Origin of the sequence: Propionicimonas sp. (assembly GCF_034927565.1) — a bacterium.
Classification (GTDB): domain Bacteria; phylum Actinomycetota; class Actinomycetes; order Propionibacteriales; family Propionibacteriaceae; genus Propionicimonas.
On sequence record NZ_JAYFPT010000038.1, the window covers coordinates 26638 to 43188 of the forward strand.

Consider the following 16551-nt stretch of genomic DNA (forward strand, 5'->3'; position numbering starts at 1 on the left):
CTCGTCAGTGGCGTGCCAGTGCTGCCCGCAGCGCGGTGGTGGTACGGGGCGAGTACCCGACCAGCAGGCAGCGTTTCACCTGGCTGCGGGAGGCCCGCAGCGTGTCAACAGCCACCTGCGCGGCGTCGTCGACCGGCCAGCCGTAGGCGCCGGCCGAGACCAGCGGAAAGGCCACCGACTCCGCTCCCACCTCGTCGGCCACGGCCAGGGCATTGGCGTAGCAGGACGCCAGTTGGGAACGATCACCCCGGCCGTAGATCGGGCCCACCACATGGATCACCCAGCGGGCGGGCAGCCGGCCGGCCGTGGTCCAGCCAGCCTGCCCGGTGGGCAGCCCGTCCGGGAACCGCCGGATGCAGTCGGCCAGGATCGCCGGGCCGCCGGCAGCGTGGATCGCACCGTCCACCCCGCCGCCGCCGCGCATCCCGGAGTTGGCAGCGTTCACCACGGCGTCCACCTGTTGGCCGGTGATGTCACCTGAAACCACCTGGATCTCCATGGGTTCAGTGTGCCTGCCAGGGGCGGGATTGACATGGCAGCAGCCCTACGCATTCCGTCGTGATACCGAGCCTGAGGAACCACGAGATCGCCACCGTTGACGAGATGGACCAGCCGGTGCTCGTCGGTGATCCGGCGCCCAGCACCTGGTCGGTCAGGCCCGGCGACGCTGGCAGCGTGGACAGAAGTGGCTGGAGCGGTTTGCGAAGGCGACCCGGCGGATCGGGGTGCCACAGCGCGGGCAGGGCAGGCCTTCCCGGCCGTAGACCGACAGCGCGCGGGAGAAGTAACCCGACGAGCCGTTGACGTTGACGTACAGCGCGTCGAAGGAGGTGCCGCCCTGGGCGAGCGCCTCGGCCATCACCTCCCGGGCGGCCGCCAGCACCCGCAGCACCCTGGCCCGGCTCATGCCGTCGGCAGGGGTGTCGAAATGCACCCGGGCCCGCCACAACGCCTCGTCGGCGTAGATGTTGCCGATCCCGGAGACCACCTTCTGGTCCAGCAGGACGCGCTTGATGCCACTGCGGTGCCGGCGCACCGAGTCCGCCAACCCGACCAGGTCGAGGTCCGGTTCGAGCAGGTCCGGAGCGACGTGCGCCAGGTCGGAGGGCACCTCGGCGCCGCCCGGGCTGAGCCACAGCCCGCCGAACATCCGCTGGTCGATGAACCGCAGTTGCGGCTCGCCATCGGTGAAGTCGAGCCGCACGCGGGTGTGCAGCAGCAGCGGCGCGTCAGCGGCGTCCACCCGGAACTGCCCGCTCATCCCCAGGTGGGCGACCAGGGCGTCGCCGTCGGTGAACGGCAGCCACAAGAACTTGCCACGCCGCCGGGGCTCGCCGAACGTCCGGCCGGGCAGCGTAGCCACGAAGTCGTCCGGGCCGCCAGCATGACGGCGGACGGAACGGGGGTGCAGCACCTGCACCCCGACGATCGTGCGTCCCTGGACGACGGGGACAAGGCCGGCGCGGACGACCTCCACCTCGGGCAGTTCGGGCATGCCGGCTCAGTCGGCGGCGGGCGCGTCCTGGTCCCGCCTGGCGGTCAGCGCCCCGAAGGCGGCCTCAGCAGCCTGCTGTTCGGCCTGCTTCTTCGAACGTCCGTGGCCCGCGCCGAAGGACTCCTCACCGACCACGGCGACAGCCGTGAATCGTTTGTCGTGGTCGGGGCCGGTCTCGGTCAGCCGGTAGGACGGCAGCCCGAGCTCCAGCCGGGCGCAGATCTCCTGCAGGCTGGTCTTCCAGTCGAGGCCGGCACCGACGGTGGCAGCCTTGTCGACCAGCGGGTCGAAGAGGTGGTGCAGCAGTTTGTCGGCACCATCGCGGCCGGCTGAGATCAGGACGGCACCGAAGACCGCCTCCAGCGAGTCTGCCAGGATGGACGCCTTGTTGGCGCCGCCGGTGGAGATCTCGCCGCGTCCCAGCAGCAACTCGCTGCCGAGGTCCAGGTCGCGGGCCACCCCGGCCAACGCCTGGGCGTTCACCACCGCTGCCCGCAGCTTCGCCAGACGTCCTTCCGGAAGGTCGGGGAAGGTGCGATACAGGTACTCGGTGACCACCACGCCCAGCACCGAGTCGCCGAGGAACTCCAGCCGCTCGTTGTGCGGGATGACACCGTTCTCGTAGGAGTAGGAACGGTGGGTCAGGGCAAGCTGATAGAGCTCGGGGTCGATGTCGATCCCGAGCTCGTCGAAGAGCTGCCGCGCGCGGCTCATGACCGCTGGGCGGACGTTCAGGCCTCGGTGACCTGGCGGCGGGCGGCGCGCGGACCGTACTGCCCGCACTCGGGGCAGGCGGTGTGCGGCAGGTGCTTGGCCTGGCAGGCTGCGTTGGCGCAGGTCACCAGGGTCGGCGCGGTGGTCTTCCACTGCGAACGGCGGGCCCGCGTGTTGCTGCGGGACATCTTCCGCTTGGGAACTGCCACGTCGTTACTCCTTGTTCGTCGGTCTGCGGCGCAGGCCGGGTTCGGCTTACTCCTGCGTCCACTGGTTCAGGCCGGCCCATCGGGGATCGATGGCGTCGTCATGACCGTGCTCCGGATCGTGGTTCAGGTTCGCCCCGCATTCGGGGCACAACCCGGCACAGTCCGGCCGGCACAGTGGCGTGAACGGCAGGTCGAGCACCACGGCGTCTCGCAGCAGGGGTTCGAGGTCGATCAGGTCGTCCTCGATGCGGCTGGCGTCGGGATCGTCGTCGTCCTTGCCGGGGTAGACGAACAGTTCCTGCAGGTCAACCTCGAGTTCCGAGGCGAGTTCCTCCAGGCACCGTGCGCACTGCCCCCCGAGACGGACCTCGGCGGTTCCGGTGACCAGCACCCCCTCCACCACCGCCTCGATCGTCAGATCCAGGTCGATGGGCGAGCCGGGTGGCACTCCGATCATGTCCAGGCCAATACCCTCCGGAGCCTCGGCGATCCGTGTGAACTGCTTCAACTCACCGGCCCGACGCACCAGCTCATGGGTGTCGAGGACGAGCCCGGAGCGGTGGTCGGGATGACGATGTGTCACAGCGGATCCCTTCAGCGGAAGGCGTGACTTGGTCACAACCAAGGATCAACTCTACCGTGGACCGGCGGGGGTAACAAAACCAGCGGTTCAGGAGGTCAGCTTCGGCAGCGCGGTGGTTTCGGTGTCGTCCAGCATCGAGCGGCTGGCCAGCCGGGAACGCATCGTCCGGACCTGGGTCATGGTCTTGGTGAGTTGCGCCTCGAAGGAGGCGATCCGGTTGTCGACATAGGCGTCGGCCTCTTTGCGGAGTGCCTCGACCTCGGCGATCGAGCGTCGTTCAAGCTCGGCGGCCTTGGCCTTGGCCGATTCCATCACCGCGGTGGTGCCCGCCAGGAAGCTGGCCTTCTCCTCGGCGGCGCGGATGATCTGGGCGGCCTCCTGCTGAGCCCGTTCGAGGGTTTCCAGCGAGGTGGCGGTGACCCGCTCGGCCTCCTTCACGTCCTCGGACAGCGCCGACTGGGCCTTCTCGATCAGGGCAAGCGCCTCGGCACGGTTGACCATGCAGGAGGCGGACATCGGTACGGACTTCGCGGTCTCGACGAGGTCTCGGAGGGTGGACAACACCGCCAGTGTGCGATCAACCATTCGTCCGCTCCTTGCCCTGCGAGTTCACTCGTGCACCGATCCGTTCGGCCACCAGCGGCGGCACGAACGCCGAGACGTCGCCGCCGTAAGAGGCGACCTCCCGGATCATTGTCGAAGATAGCGTGGACCATTGTGAGGACGCGGGCAACATGACCGTCTCCACCCCGCCCACCGTGTGGTTGATGTGCGCCATCTGGAGTTCGAAGTCGAAGTCGGAAGCGAACCGCAGACCCTTGACGATCACCCGTGCGCCGTGCTGATTCGCGAAGTCAACCAGCAGACCGTCCAGCGGCAGCACGCTCACCCCCGGGATGGCTGCGGTGGCCGCCCGCACCAGCTCGACCCGTTCGGCAGCATCGAAGAGGTAATTCTTCGCAGAGTTCTGGCCGACAGCGACGATCACCTCGCCGAAGATCGCAGCCGCACGTCGGATGACGTCCAGGTGGCCCAAGGTCACCGGGTCGAAGGAACCCGGGCAGATCGCCGTCACACGTCCCCCTTCATCGCGAAGTGCAGCGTCGTCTCACCGTAGTCCCGGTGCCAGGAATCCTCCATTGCGGCCGGCCATTCCGGCGGCGTCCCTCGACCACTCCTTTCGACTACCACAAGGCCACGAGCCGCCAGCCAGCCACCGGTGACGACGGTGGTGAGCACCTGGTCGAGCTCCTCGGCAGGCAGGTCGTAGGGCGGGTCGGCCCACACCACGTCGAAGCCGGTCGCCGGCGGCGCGGCGAGGAAGCTGGAGACCGCACGGGTGACGACGGTGACACTCAGGCCGGTGTTTCGGACGTTGCGGCGCGCGACCTCGGCGGTGGCGGGGTCGCGCTCGACCGCCGAGGTCGGGGCGGCGCCCCGGCTGGCCGCTTCCAGGGCGACCGCCGCGGAGCCGGCGTAGAGGTCGAGGAAGGACAGCCCGGCGAGCTGCTCCTCCCCCGCTGAGCCGCTGCTGCCCGCCCAGTCGGCGAGCAGGCTGAACGCGGCTTCCCGCACCCGGTCGGTGGTGGGCCGGGTCAGGCTGTGTGGCGGCATGGTCAGCCGGCGGCCGCCGGCCGAGCCGGCGATGATGCGACTCATGGGCACAGGCTACTGATCAGCCGTTCTCGAGCCAGTCACCCTCGGCCAGCAGGCCGGTCTCGCGGACGGCGTCGGCGAAACCCGGAGTCCGGCACTGTGGGTCGCGCCGCACGGCCTCCTCGGCGAGCTCGCGGGCTTCGGCGATCAGGTCGGCGTGGTCGAGCACCCGCAGCAGCCGCAGGCTGGAGCGCGTCCCGGACTGGCTGGCGCCCAGCACGTCGCCCTCGCGGCGCTGTTCGAGATCGAGCTCGGCCAGGGCGAAGCCGTCGGTGGTGGCGGCGACCGCGTCCAGCCGATCACGGGCCGTTTCGCCCGGCGGCACCCGGGTGATCAGCAGGCACACTCCGGGGTGCTCGCCGCGTCCGATCCGGCCACGCAGCTGGTGCAGTTGCGAGATGCCGAACCGGTCGGCGTCCCAGACCACCATCATGGTGGCGTTGGGGACGTCCACGCCGACCTCGATCACCGTGGTGGCGACCAGGACGTCCAACTCGCCACCGGCGAACGCGGCCATCACCTGGTCCTTGGTGTCGCTGGGCAGTTGGCCGTGCAGTACGCCCAGCCGGAGGTCGGCCAGCGGACCGGTGCGCAGCTGTTCGGCGAGCTCGACCACGCCCAGACCGTCGGCACTCCCCTGGCCACCGATCCGCGGGCAGACGATGAACACCTGTCGGCCTGCGGCGACCTCCTCCGTCACCCGCTGCCAGGCGCGCTCCACCCAGCCCGGACGCAGCGACGCGTCCACCACCACGGTGCTGACCGGCTGCCGTCCGGCCGGGATCTCGGCCAGTGTGGAGACGCTCAGGTCACCGAAGATGGTCATCGCCACCGATCGCGGGATGGGCGTGGCAGTCAGCACCAGGAGGTGCGGGTGAGCGTCTGCCTTGCCGGTCAGCACGGCGCGCTGCTCGACCCCGAACCGGTGCTGCTCGTCGATCACGATCAGCCCCAGGTCGGCGAACTGCACCCGGTCCGAGAGCAGCGCATGGGTACCGATCACGATCCCCGCCTCGCCACTGGCCGCGCGCAGCAGCGTCTCCCGCCGCGCGGCGGCCGGCGCCGAGCCGGTCAGCAGCACGACATCGGTGGCCATCTCCGGGGCACCGAGCATCCGGCCGCCACCAAGGTCGCCGAGCAGCCGTTTGATGGTCTGGTAGTGCTGCGCGGCCAGCACTTCGGTGGGAGCTAGCAGTGCCGCCTGTCCGCCGGCGTCCACCACCGCCAGCATGGCCCGCAGTGCCACCACGGTCTTGCCCGAACCGACCTCACCCTGCAGCAGCCGCTGCATCGGCCGGTCCTGGGCCAACTCCTCGAAAATGGCCGTGCTGACCTCCACCTGGCCGCTGGTCAGCCGGAACGGCAACCGGGCATCGAAGGCGTCCAGGATGCCGCCGGCCAGCCGGACCCGGGGACGAGCGGAATGTGCGCTGGCGTCATTGCGCCGGTAGGCCATGGTCAGCTGGGTGGCGAAGGCCTCGTCGAACCGCAGCCGATGGGCACCACGTTCAGCCTGATCGAGGTCGAGCGGGGCGTGGACGGCGGTGAAGGCGTCGGCCAGCCCCAGCACCCCGGCACGCTCCCGCACCCAGTCGGGCCAGGGATCTTCCGCCGCCGGCAGCGTGGCCAGCGCCAGCCGGGCGCACTCGGCCACCGTCCAGGTGGGCAGTTTGGCGGTGGCCGGGTACATGCCCACCAGGCCGGACTGGGCCAGCGTCGCCATCCGGGCCTTCTCCTCGGACTTGCCGACGATCCGGCCGGCGGCGTCCAGCATGACGAACTCGGGGTGGGTCATCTGCAGCTGGCCACGGAAGCTGCCGACCTTGCCGACGAACAGCCCGGCGACGCCGTTGCTGAGCTGGTTCTCCCACCAGTGCAGCAGCCGGGTGCGGCCGAAGAAGGTGACCGCCAGGTGTCCGGAACCGTCGGTCAACAGCACCTCCAGGCGGCCGGGACGCGGTCGCCGGCCAGGACCGCCGTCGCTGCCGTCCACCCGGTTGATCCGGGCCACCCGGGCGAACACCGCCACCAGTTCGCCCTCGGTGAGGGTGGCCAGGTCGGTCAGCTCGGTGCCGCTGAGGTAGCGTCGCGGAATGTGCCGCAGCAGGTCGCCGACGGTGTGGATCCGCAGCGCGGTGAACTCCTTGGCGGTCTTGGCGCCCAGCACACCGGACAGCGGCGCATGCAGCGCCGCCACCAACTCCGTCCGCCAGCCGCCGAGTTCCGGATCCACGATCGCCCAGCGTAATGGCCCCGGCTGACGAACCCCCTTAGGCTGCACGGTGTGACGGACGATGCCAGGGTCGGCGGACGGTTGTGGCTGTGGGTGATCCTGCTCGGACTGACCGGGCAACTCGCCTGGACGATCGAGAACATGTACCTCAACGTGTTCGTCTACCAGACCATCACCGACGCCCCGAACGCGATCGCCGCGATGGTGGCCATCTCGGCCGCCGCGGCGACCCTGGCGACGCTGCTGGTGGGCGCCTGGTCGGACCGGGCGGGCCGGCGGCGGGAGTTCATCGCGATCGGCTACCTGCTGTGGGGGCTGACCACGGCGGGCTTCGGCCTGGTCGGCGTCGATCCGTCGCTACCCAACGGTGTGGCGATCGCGGTGGTGTCGATCATCACGCTTGACGCCGTGATGAGCTTCCTCGGCTCGGGCGCGAACGACGCCGCCTATCAGGCCTGGGTGACCGACTCCACCACCGCGGCCAACCGGGCGAAGGTGGACGGGGTGATCCAGACCCTGCCACTGCTCGGCATGCTGATCGTGTTCGGTGCGCTCGACCCGCTCACCCAGGCCGGCCAGTGGACGGCCTTCTTCGGCCTGGTCGGCGGGGTGACCGCCGTGGTCGGGGTGATCGCCTGGTTCGGGGTCGGGAACACGGCCACCCCGCAACCGAGTGGTACCTACCTCGACACCGTGCTGCACGGCCTGCGGCCGGCGACCGTCCGCCGCCAGCCCAGGCTCTACCTGGCCTTCACGACCTGGGCGGTACTGGGGATCAGCTTCCAGGTCTTCCTGCCCTATCTGATCATCTACGTCAACACCTACCTGGCGATGCCGGAGTACCCACTGGTACTGGCCTGCGTGCTGATCGGGGCATCGCTGGTCAGCGTGCTGGGCGCGCGGTTGCTGGGCCGGCGCGACCTGGTCGCCGCCGTGATCCCGGCCACTGGCGGCTTCGTCGTGGGGTTGGTCGCGATGTTCTTCGCCCGCGGGCTGGTGCCGGTGATCCTGGCCGGCATCGTGATGATGGGCTCCTACCTGCTGGCCGGTGCCGCGCTGTCGGCGACCGTCCGCAACCTGACGCCGTCCGACAGTGCCGGGCAGGTGCAGGGGGTGCGGATGATCGCGGTGGTGCTGGTGCCGATGGTGATCGGACCGTTCATCGGCGCGGCGGTGATCTCCAATGCCGCCGAGACCTACGTCGACCTGGGCGTGGTCAAGCAGGTTCCGACCCCCTGGATCTTCATCGCCGCTGCGGCGGTCGCCGTGGTCTCCACGCTGCCAGCCCGGCTGTTGCGACGAACCGCGGCGCCCGTTCTGGAGTACCGGCCATGAGCCTGCTGACCCCGTGGGGTGAAGCCCTGGACCCCGATCAGGTGCTGCCGGAGTACCCCCGTCCGCAACTGGTCCGCGAGTCGTACCTGAACCTCAATGGGTACTGGGACTACGCGATCACCCCGGCGGGCCAGACCACACGACCACGGTTCGACGGCCGGATCCTGGTGCCGTTCTCGCCCGAGGCAGCCCTGTCCGGGGTGGGACGTACGCTGCAGCCCGATGAGGCGCTGTGGTACCGGCGGAGCCTCGCCCTGCCGGCGGGTTTTTGCCGCGACCGGGTGCTGCTGCACTTCGGCGCGGTCGACTCCGAGGCCGAGGTCTGGGTCAACGACCTGCGGGTCGGCGGGCACGCCGGCGGCTTCCTGCCCTTCAGCGTCGACATCACCGACGCTCTGGGCGACGGCCAGGCCGAACTGCTGGTGCGGGTGCGGGACCTCACCGACACCTCCTACCGCAGCCGCGGCAAGCAGACCCTCCGTCCGGGTGGCATCTGGTATCCCGCCCAGTCCGGGATCTGGCAGACCGTCTGGCTGGAGTCGACCCCGGCCAGCTGGATCCGCGATCTGGAACTCGTCCCCGACCTGGCCGGTGCCCGGCTGGGCGTCCGGGTGCGCGGCAACGGTCCGGAGGCCGGCGCCGTCCAGCTCACCCTCGCCGCGGAAGGCCGGACGATCACCGCCACCGAGTGCTCACCGAACCAGCTCCACTGGCTGCGGGTGCCCGAGGTCCGTCCGTGGTCGCCGGAGGATCCGTTCTGCTACGACCTGGAGGTGCGCTACGGCGACGACCGGGTGAGCTCCTATGCCGCGCTGCGCTCGGTGGGCCTGGGCTCCGACGCCGCCGGACGTACCCGGTTGCTGCTCAACGGCGAGCCCTTCCTGCACGCCGGACTGCTCGACCAGGGCTACTGGCCTGACGGGCTGCTCACCGCGCCCAGCGACGCCGCGCTGATCCACGACGTCGCCACCGCCAAGGACCTCGGCTTCACCATGCTGCGCAAGCACATCAAGGTGGAGCCGCTGCGCTGGTACCACCACTGCGACCGGCTGGGCATGCTGGTCTGGCAGGACCTGGTCAACGGCGGACGGCGGTACCGCCCGTGGGTGGTCAGCGCGCCTGCGGTCAGCCGGCTGCGGCTGGACGACCGCCACTACGCCTGGTTCGGACGCCAGGACGCCGCCGGACGCGAGGAGTTCCTCGCCGAGGCCGAGCAGACCATCGCATTGCTGCGGAACTCCCCCAGCGTGGTGAGCTGGGTGCCGTTCAACGAGGGGTGGGGCCAGTTCGACGCCGCAGCGGTCGCTGGGCTGGTGCGGCGGCTCGACCCGTCCCGGCTGATCGACCATGCCAGCGGCTGGCACGACCAGGGTGCGGGGGATATGGCCAGCCGGCACGTCTACTTCCGTCCCTACCGGCTCTCGGCAGCAGATGAACGCGACCCGCGGGCGGCGGTGCTCAGCGAATACGGCGGCTACTCCCACCGGGTGGCCGGGCACGTCGCCGGCGACACCGAGTTCGGCTACCGCCGGATCCCGGACCGCGACGCCTTCCAGCAGGCCTTCCTCGCCCTGCAGGACGACCAGCTCCGGCCCGCGCTCGATCGCGGCCTGGCCGGTTTCGTCTACACCCAGCTGGCCGATGTCGAGCAGGAGACCAACGGCCTGCTGACCTACGACCGCCGGGTGGTGAAACTGGACGCCGAGGCCGTCCGGGCGTCGAACGCCCGGCTGCGGGCGGCCTTTGCCACTGCCATCGCGCCGACGTCGTCCCCAGTGACCGTCACCGAGCGTGAACTCACCGCGCCGGTGCCGCTCACCACCTCAACCGGTCACCTGAACCGCAATGCGATCGGCTGGTCGCGCACCCCACTGGTGATCACCGACCGAATCGGCCACGGCCGGGTCGGCGCGTTGCGCAACAAGCGCTGGGAGTACTGGGCGATCACCACCCCCCACCACGTGCTGACGATCGTGGTCTCCGACATCGACTATGCCGGGGTGAGCGGCCTGTGGCTGTTCGACCGGGCCACCCGGACTCCGGTCGCGGTGGACGTGATCACCCCGTTCGGCAGCGGAATCGACCTGCCCGGCACGCTCGGCGACCGGCCGGCCACCCTGCGCACCCGGCAGCTCCAGGTGGCCATCACCGAGGTCGAAGGCGGCACCCGGATCGAGGCCGGCAGTGACCGGGTACGGGTGGACGTGCTGGTCCACCGTCCGGCTGGTCATGAGTGCCTGGGTGTGGTGGTGCCGTGGAACGACCGGCTGTTCCAGTACACCGTCAAGGATGTGGCACGGCCGGCCAGCGGCACGATCTGGCTGGACGGTGCCGCCCACGACCTGCCAGATGGCGAGGCCTGGGCGACCCTGGACCACGGCCGTGGTCGCTGGCCACACCGCGTCCACTGGAACTGGGGCGTCGGCTGCGGCCGCACCGGCGGTCGGGTGCTGGGCTTGCAGGTCGGCGGGAAATGGACTGACGGCAGCGGCAGCACCGAGAACGCGCTGCTGGCCGACGGCCGGCTGCACAAGATCAACCAGGAACTGGTCTGGACCTACGACACCGACGACTGGCTGGCCCCCTGGCAGATCACCGGGGACGGCGTCGACCTGGTCTTCGCCCCCGAGTACGACAAGGTCTCGGCGACCGACCTGAAGCTGGTCTCGTCCCACACCCACCAGTGCTTCGGCACCTGGTCGGGTCAGGTAGCCGTCGACGGCCTGACCATCGGGCTGACCGACCTGTTCGGCTGGGCCGAGGACGTCCACCAGCGTTGGTGACAGCAAAAAGACCCGCCACAGCGGGTCTTCTCGGGTGAGCGGGCTCAGCGGGTGACGCGACCGGCCTTCAGGCAGGAGGTGCACACGTTGAGACGCTTCGGGGTACCGTCCACGACCGCCCGAACGCGCTGGATGTTCGGGTTCCAGCGACGGTTGGTCTTCTTCTTCGACCAGGGCACATTGTGGCCGAAGCCCGGGCCCTTGGCGCAGACGTCACATACGGCAGCCACCGGAGTACTCCTTGTTGTCTCGTTGCGTCCGAAGCGCACCAACCGGGCACTCACGGATGGTCCACCGAAACGGGGACCTGTCCACGATACCCGATGCCCGCTCCGCTCACCTAATTAGGCCGATCGGGCCCGCAGAATCCGGTTCCGAAAACCTGTTCGAGGGGTATGTTCCCTCCGGCGACGTCCTGGAACCGGATTTGGCGGGGCGGCCGCGGTCAGGTCGCCACCACGATCGGCAGAATCATCGGACGGCGGCGGTAGTTGTTGTTCACCCAGCGCCCGATCGTCCGGCGGACGACCTGCTGCAGCTGGTAGGTGTCCTCCACCCCGTCGCGCAGGGCATTGCTGATCACCCCCACCAGCTCCGGCCGGACGGCGTCGAAGACCGAGTCGTCTTCGGCAAAACCGCGGGCGTGGATGTCCGGGCCACTGACGATCGTGTCGTCGTGGAAGTTGACCACCACGACGATCGAGATGAAGCCCTCCTCACCCAGGATCTTGCGGTCGGTCAGTTCGGAGTCGCCGATGTCGCCGACCGTGGAGCCGTCCACGAAGATGTAGCCGCACTCCAGCTTGCCGACCACGCGCGCCTTCCCCCTGGCCAGGTCGACCACCGCGCCGTCCTCGACGACCAGCGTGCGCTCGGGTGGGATACCGGTGCGCTGGGCCAGTTCAGCGTTGGCGATCAGGTGTCGGATCTCGCCGTGGACGGGCAGCACATTGCGCGGCTTGAGCAGGTTGTAGCAGTAGAGCAACTCCCCCGCGCTGGCGTGGCCGGAGACGTGCACCATCGCGTTTCCCTTGTGCACCACGGTGACGCCGTTGCGGGCCAGGCCGTTGATCACCCGGTAGACCGAGTTCTCGTTGCCCGGGATCAGCGAGCTGGCCAGCAGCACGACGTCGCCGGGGCCGGCGGTGATCACCGGATGCTCGTGGTTGGAGATCCGCGACAGTGCCGACAGCGGCTCGCCTTGGGAGCCGGTGGAGATGATCACCACCTCGTCGTCGCGGTAGTTGTCGATCTGCTTGAGATCGATCAGGGTGTTCTCCGGCACGTGCAGGTAGCCCAGTTCCCGGGCCACGGTCATGTTGCGCACCATCGAGCGCCCGACGTAGACCACCTTGCGGCCGTGCCGGACGGCGGCATCCAGAACCTGCTGCACCCGGTGGACGTGGGAGGCGAAGCAGGCCACGATCAGCTTCTGCTTCGCGCTGGCGAAGACCCGCTCCATGGCCGGCTCGATGTCGATCTCGTGCGGTGTGAAGCCCGGGGTCTCGGCATTGGTGGAGTCGACCATGAACAGGTCAAGACCCTCCTCGCCGAGCCGGGCGAAACCGCGCAGGTCGGTGAGCCGGTGATCCAGTGGCAGCTGGTCCATCTTGAAGTCGCCGGTGTGCAGCACCGTGCCCGCCGCCGACCGGATCACCACTGCCAGGGCGTCGGGGATGGAGTGGTTGACCGCCAGGAACTCCAGATCGAAACCGCCCACCTTCACCCGGTCGCCCTCGGCCACCACCCGCAGGTCGACGTCACGGAGCCGGTGCTCGCGGAGTTTCTCGCGCACCAGGGCGAGCGTGAGCCGGGAGGCGAGGATCGGGAGGTCGGGACGGCGGCGCAGCAGGTAGGGCACCGCGCCGATGTGGTCCTCGTGGCCGTGGGTGAGCACCAGCGCCTGGACCTCGTCCAGCCGGTCGGCGACCAGGTGAAGGCCGGGCAGGATCAGGTCGACGCCGGGATGGTCCTCGTCGGGGAACAGCACGCCGCAGTCAACCAGCAGCAACTCACCGTTGAGCTCGAAGGAGGTCATATTGCGCCCGACGTCACCCAGCCCACCGAGCGGGATGATCCGCAGTGTGTCGGAGGTCAGTCGGGGCGGCTTCTTCAGAGTCTCTCGCACGGCACAACCATATTCCCCCGCTCGCCGATACCGCCGGACGGGCGGCCCGTCCCCGACCGATCAGCGACAGGGTGCCGGACGGTTAGGCTGGGCCGGTGACCGCGCAACCTCACTCCGTCCGGCTGGCCCTGCCGTCCGAAGCCGCCGCCATCGCGGCCGTCCAGCGTCGTTCGTGGACGCAGCTCTACCCCGAGCCGGTGGCCGCCCAACTGCTGGACCAGTTCAGCCTGGCGGCGATGGCCGACTCCTGGGAGAGCGCAATCGCGCGTCCGCCGCTGGCCAGCCTGCGCGTCCTGGTGGCACTCGACTCCGGCAGCGGCAGTCATCGCGTGGTCGGCTTCGCCGCGGTCGGTCCGAGCGACGACCCGGACGCTGATCCGGCCAGTGACGGGCTGGTCGCCGAGTTCGCGGTCGACCCGCTCGCCCAGCGCCAGGGACACGGCTCCCGCCTGTTGCACGCCTGCGTCGACACGCTGCGCGCCGACGGCTTCACGCGCGCGACCTGGTGGGTGCGCTCCAGCGACGACCCGCTGCGGGGCTTCCTCGGCATCGCCGGCTGGGCTCCGGACGGAGCGCACACCGAACTGGGCACCGAGGACGAACAGGCCAGGGTGAAGCTGCTCCGGCTGCACACCGATATCAGCGCCTGAGGATCACTCCAGCGGGAACCGCAGCCCGTCTGCGGTGGCGGTCAGCCGGAGCCCCGGAGTCTCCACGTTCAGCGTGTCGAGCTTGATCCCCAGCGGCAGTTCCAGCGGGATCGGCTTCACCAGCGCGTCCATGATCGCTTGCGACACGTCGTCGCTGAGCGGGAAGCCGGCGATGCTGATCCTGGTCTGGGTGAGCGTCAGCTGCTGGCTGGCCGGGTCGAACTCCGGCACCGCGGAGACCGCGGCGACCCGGTCCTTGCCGAACAGGTGGGCGGTGTAACTGATCTGCAGTCGGCCGTCCCCGACCGACTCGACCGGTGCCGCGGCGAGGTCGCTCAGCGCGGCGTACGGCAGGATCGCCTCGCCGGTCGCCGAGCCGAACTCGACCTCGGTGTCGGACAGTGCAATGTCCTGCGCGTGGACCGTGAGGCTGTCCAGCGCCACCGCCTGGCCGGAGACCTGGACCGGTACATCGGTGGCCACCAGCGACCCCTGTGGCACCTTCCGGGTGATGAACACGGCGCTGAACGGTACGCCACCGAGGCTGACCTCCGGTGTGGCCTCCAGCCCGAGGTCGGCCTGGACGGAGGTGGCCACCCGCTGCTCGGTCTGGTCGCGGACGAGGTTGTCACCGACCACGGCGCCGCCGGCCAGCAGGACGAGTACGCCACCGGTGATGGCCAGCGGTTTCAGCACTGCCACGTCACACTCCCAGCAGGGAGTCGATCCCGACCGTGAGCCCCGGCAGGTCCGAGACCGCCCGAACCGCGAGCAGCACGCCGGGCATGAAACTCACCCGGTCGTAGGAGTCGTGCCGCAGAGTGAAGGTCTCCCCGGCGGTGCCGAACAGTACCTCCTGGTGGGCGACCAGGCCGCGCAGCCGGACGGCGTGGACGTGGATCCCGTCCACCATCGCGCCACGGGCGCCGTCAGGATCGCTGCTGGTGGCATCGGGGACGGCGCCGAGCCCGGCTGCCGTCCGTGCGGCTGCGATCCGGGCAGCGGTGGCCAGGGCCGTTCCGGAGGGAGCGTCCAGCTTGTTCGGGTGGTGGAGCTCGACGATCTCGGCGGACTCGAAGAAGCCGGCCACCTGTTCGGCGACGTGCATCATCACCACTGCTCCGATGGAGAAGTTGGAGGCGACCAGCACCCCGGTGGGGTGCGCCAGTGCCGCCAGCTCCCGGACGTGGTCCAGCCGTTCGGCGGTGAACCCGGAGGTGCCCACCACCACGTGGATGCCGCGCTCCAGGCACCAGGCAATATTGCCGATCACGGCGTCCGGGGTGGTGAAGTCGACCACCACCTGGGCCTTCTCCTCAACCTCCTCGCGCGGCTCGTCGGCGTCCACCGCCGCCACCAGCTCAAGATCGTCGGCGGCCGCCACCGCCCGGCAGACCTCGCCGCCCATCCGTCCGCCGGCCCCGAACACCGCAACCCTGATCATCTGGCTCCTCCTCGACTCGAGCCCATCCTAGGGCGCCGGATCGCGCCAGCCGTCGGTCCCGGCCCGTACCATCGCCGCATGGACGCTGCCGAGGAACCGCTGATCCTGCCCGACGCCACCGGCTGGCGGGCCTGGCTCGATCTGCACGAGGACGACACCCCGCAGGGCATCTGGCTGGTGCTGGCGCGCAAGGGCAGACCCTCCCCGACCACGCTCGACTACGACGCGGCCCTGGCCGAGGCGCTGTGCTCGGGCTGGATCGATGCGATGAGCCGGGGACGCGACGCCGATACCCGGCTGCAGCGGTTCACGCCGCGGCGGGCCCGCTCGACCTGGTCGGTGCGCAATGTCGGGATCGTCGAGGAGTTGATCGCAGCCGGCCGGCTGCGTCCGCGAGGGCTGGCCGAGGTCGAACGCGCCCGGGCGGACGGCAGGTGGGAGGCCGCCTACGCCGGCAGCCGGACCATCGCAGTGCCCGACGATCTGGCGACCGCGCTCGCCGCCAGCCCGCGCGCCGCCGCGAACTTCGAGTTGCTCACCTCGCAGAACCGGTACGCGTTGCTGTTCCGGCTGCACCAGGTAAAACAGCAGGCGACCCGGGAACGCCGGATCGCGGGGTACGTGGCCATGCTGGAACGCGGCGAGACCATCTACCCGCAACAGCGCAAGCTCCAGGGCTGAACCGCCCCGGCTCAGCGTCCACCCGGCTCGCCCGGCAGCCCGAGAGTGCGCAGGACGGCGTCGCGAACGTTCTCAAGCGGAAGTTCCGGGTTGAACGCCAGCCAGTCCAGCCCGGCGGTGAGCGCGGCACCGATGATGGTCGCCGCCTGCACCGAGGCCAGCGCCGGCGAGGAGTCCGGGTGCTCGGCCAGGAAGTCGTCGGTCAGCGAGCCCTGGATGATCGAACGCCAGGCCTCGATCGACTCCAGCCAGGAGCGTTCGGTGCGGAACATCTCGGTGACCATCACCCGCGCGGCGTCGGCGTGGGACCGGATCGCCTGCAGCAGGGCGGTGACCACTGCCGCCCGGCGGGCCGGGCCGGCCAGCCCGGCGGTCGCCTCAGCCAGCAGCTGCTTCAGCAGCGCACTGTGCTCGCCCAGCACCGCCTCGACCAGCCCGGCCTTGGAGCCGAAGTTGTAGTAGATGCTGCCCTTGGCGATACCGGCCTTCTCGGCGATGTCCTCGATCGAGGTCGAGGTCACCCCCCGGGCGGCGAACAGCTCCGTGGCTGCGGCCAGGATCACCTCCCGGGTGCCGACCCGGCGGGCCACCCGGCCGTCGGTGACGGTCGCGTCCAGGTGGGGGTTCATGGAGCCTCCGT

At 70.0% G+C, this 16551-nt stretch carries 18 protein-coding genes; 4 read left to right on the forward strand and 14 right to left on the reverse strand.

The annotated features are described in order from the left end of the window. Positions 1-4: 4 nt before the first annotated feature. From VB080_RS07745 to VB080_RS07785, 9 genes are all read right to left on the reverse strand, one after another. Entirely contained in the window at positions 5-499 is a 495-nt protein-coding gene (locus tag VB080_RS07745; RefSeq protein WP_323417862.1) for an O-acetyl-ADP-ribose deacetylase, read from the reverse strand. Between the two features lie 153 nt (positions 500-652). Beyond that, the gene (gene mutM / locus VB080_RS07750) at positions 653-1495 is read right to left on the reverse strand and encodes a bifunctional DNA-formamidopyrimidine glycosylase/DNA-(apurinic or apyrimidinic site) lyase (RefSeq protein ID WP_323417863.1); all 843 of its coding nucleotides are present in this window, start codon (positions 1493-1495) and stop codon (positions 653-655) included. A 6-nt stretch (positions 1496-1501) separates the two neighbouring features. Next, positions 1502-2209, reverse strand: a complete 708-nt coding sequence (gene rnc, locus VB080_RS07755) for a ribonuclease III (RefSeq protein ID WP_323417864.1) — start codon at positions 2207-2209, stop codon at positions 1502-1504. A 17-nt stretch (positions 2210-2226) separates the two neighbouring features. Beyond that, on the reverse strand, positions 2227-2418 hold the full coding sequence (gene rpmF, locus VB080_RS07760) for a 50S ribosomal protein L32 (protein ID WP_323417865.1): 192 nt from the start codon (positions 2416-2418) through the stop codon (positions 2227-2229). Positions 2419-2464: 46 nt separating this feature from the next. Then, positions 2465-3001: a YceD family protein gene (locus VB080_RS07765; RefSeq protein WP_323417866.1), complete on the reverse strand. Its 537-nt coding sequence runs from the start codon at positions 2999-3001 to the stop codon at positions 2465-2467. An 87-nt stretch (positions 3002-3088) separates the two neighbouring features. Continuing rightward, on the reverse strand, positions 3089-3586 hold the full coding sequence (locus VB080_RS07770) for a hypothetical protein (RefSeq protein WP_323417867.1): 498 nt from the start codon (positions 3584-3586) through the stop codon (positions 3089-3091). Beyond that, complete coding sequence (coaD, locus tag VB080_RS07775; protein ID WP_323417868.1) at positions 3579-4076, reverse strand: pantetheine-phosphate adenylyltransferase; 498 nt, start codon at positions 4074-4076, stop codon at positions 3579-3581. The genes VB080_RS07770 and coaD overlap by 8 nt, the downstream gene beginning before the upstream one ends. Beyond that, positions 4073-4660, reverse strand: coding sequence for an RsmD family RNA methyltransferase (locus VB080_RS07780; protein WP_323417869.1), 588 nt, complete (start codon positions 4658-4660; stop codon positions 4073-4075). The genes coaD and VB080_RS07780 overlap by 4 nt, the downstream gene beginning before the upstream one ends. A 16-nt stretch (positions 4661-4676) precedes the next feature. Continuing rightward, positions 4677-6890 carry an ATP-dependent DNA helicase RecG gene (locus tag VB080_RS07785; RefSeq protein ID WP_323417870.1) on the reverse strand — a complete coding sequence of 738 codons (2214 nt, stop codon included), beginning with the start codon at positions 6888-6890 and terminating at the stop codon, positions 4677-4679. Between the two features lie 51 nt (positions 6891-6941). Between VB080_RS07785 and VB080_RS07790 the strand changes: the two genes are divergently transcribed. Further along, positions 6942-8225, forward strand: a complete 1284-nt coding sequence (locus VB080_RS07790; RefSeq protein ID WP_323417871.1) for an MFS transporter — start codon at positions 6942-6944, stop codon at positions 8223-8225. After that, positions 8222-11008 (forward strand): DUF2804 family protein, encoded by a 2787-nt coding sequence (locus tag VB080_RS07795; RefSeq protein ID WP_323417872.1) that lies wholly within the window; start codon positions 8222-8224, stop codon positions 11006-11008. The genes VB080_RS07790 and VB080_RS07795 overlap by 4 nt, the downstream gene beginning before the upstream one ends. A gap of 44 nt (positions 11009-11052) precedes the next feature. Here the strand turns inward: VB080_RS07795 and rpmB are convergent, their stop codons facing one another. Together rpmB and VB080_RS07805 are read right to left on the reverse strand one after the other, a co-directional pair. After that, on the reverse strand, positions 11053-11238 hold the full coding sequence (rpmB, locus tag VB080_RS07800) for a 50S ribosomal protein L28 (protein WP_323417873.1): 186 nt from the start codon (positions 11236-11238) through the stop codon (positions 11053-11055). Positions 11239-11453: 215 nt separating this feature from the next. Beyond that, complete coding sequence (locus VB080_RS07805) at positions 11454-13136, reverse strand: ribonuclease J (RefSeq protein ID WP_323417874.1); 1683 nt, start codon at positions 13134-13136, stop codon at positions 11454-11456. 95 nt (positions 13137-13231) lie between these two features. Here VB080_RS07805 and VB080_RS07810 point away from each other — a divergent pair, with 95 nt between their 5' ends. Further along, positions 13232-13786 (forward strand): GNAT family N-acetyltransferase, encoded by a 555-nt coding sequence (locus VB080_RS07810; protein ID WP_323417875.1) that lies wholly within the window; start codon positions 13232-13234, stop codon positions 13784-13786. A 3-nt stretch (positions 13787-13789) separates the two neighbouring features. Here the strand turns inward: VB080_RS07810 and VB080_RS07815 are convergent, their stop codons facing one another. After that, a complete protein-coding gene (locus VB080_RS07815; RefSeq protein ID WP_323417876.1) occupies positions 13790-14488 on the reverse strand; it encodes a DUF2993 domain-containing protein in 699 nt (232 codons plus the stop codon). A gap of 1 nt (position 14489) precedes the next feature. Further along, a complete protein-coding gene (gene dapB, locus VB080_RS07820) occupies positions 14490-15230 on the reverse strand; it encodes a 4-hydroxy-tetrahydrodipicolinate reductase (protein ID WP_323417877.1) in 741 nt (246 codons plus the stop codon). 78 nt (positions 15231-15308) lie between these two features. Between dapB and VB080_RS07825 the strand changes: the two genes are divergently transcribed. After that, positions 15309-15911 (forward strand): YdeI/OmpD-associated family protein, encoded by a 603-nt coding sequence (locus VB080_RS07825; RefSeq protein WP_323417878.1) that lies wholly within the window; start codon positions 15309-15311, stop codon positions 15909-15911. An 11-nt stretch (positions 15912-15922) separates the two neighbouring features. Here VB080_RS07825 and VB080_RS07830 read toward each other — a convergent pair whose 3' ends face one another. Then, positions 15923-16540, reverse strand: coding sequence for a TetR/AcrR family transcriptional regulator (locus VB080_RS07830; protein WP_323417879.1), 618 nt, complete (start codon positions 16538-16540; stop codon positions 15923-15925). Positions 16541-16551 lie beyond the last annotated feature (11 nt).

Bases quoted from the DNA above. Each gene is read 5' to 3' on its own strand.
- mutM (WP_323417863.1), bottom strand. From the start codon at position 1,495: ATGCCCGAACTGCCCGAGGTGGAGGTCGTCCGCGCCGGCCTTGTCCCC.
- VB080_RS07745 (WP_323417862.1), bottom strand. From the start codon at position 499: ATGGAGATCCAGGTGGTTTCAGGTGACATCACCGGCCAACAGGTGGAC.
- rnc (WP_323417864.1), bottom strand. From the start codon at position 2,209: ATGAGCCGCGCGCGGCAGCTCTTCGACGAGCTCGGGATCGACATCGAC.
- dapB (WP_323417877.1), bottom strand. From the start codon at position 15,230: ATGATCAGGGTTGCGGTGTTCGGGGCCGGCGGACGGATGGGCGGCGAG.
- VB080_RS07780 (WP_323417869.1), bottom strand. From the start codon at position 4,660: ATGAGTCGCATCATCGCCGGCTCGGCCGGCGGCCGCCGGCTGACCATG.
- VB080_RS07795 (WP_323417872.1), top strand. From the start codon at position 8,222: ATGAGCCTGCTGACCCCGTGGGGTGAAGCCCTGGACCCCGATCAGGTG.
- VB080_RS07830 (WP_323417879.1), bottom strand. From the start codon at position 16,540: ATGAACCCCCACCTGGACGCGACCGTCACCGACGGCCGGGTGGCCCGC.
- VB080_RS07825 (WP_323417878.1), top strand. From the start codon at position 15,309: ATGGACGCTGCCGAGGAACCGCTGATCCTGCCCGACGCCACCGGCTGG.
- VB080_RS07770 (WP_323417867.1), bottom strand. From the start codon at position 3,586: ATGGTTGATCGCACACTGGCGGTGTTGTCCACCCTCCGAGACCTCGTC.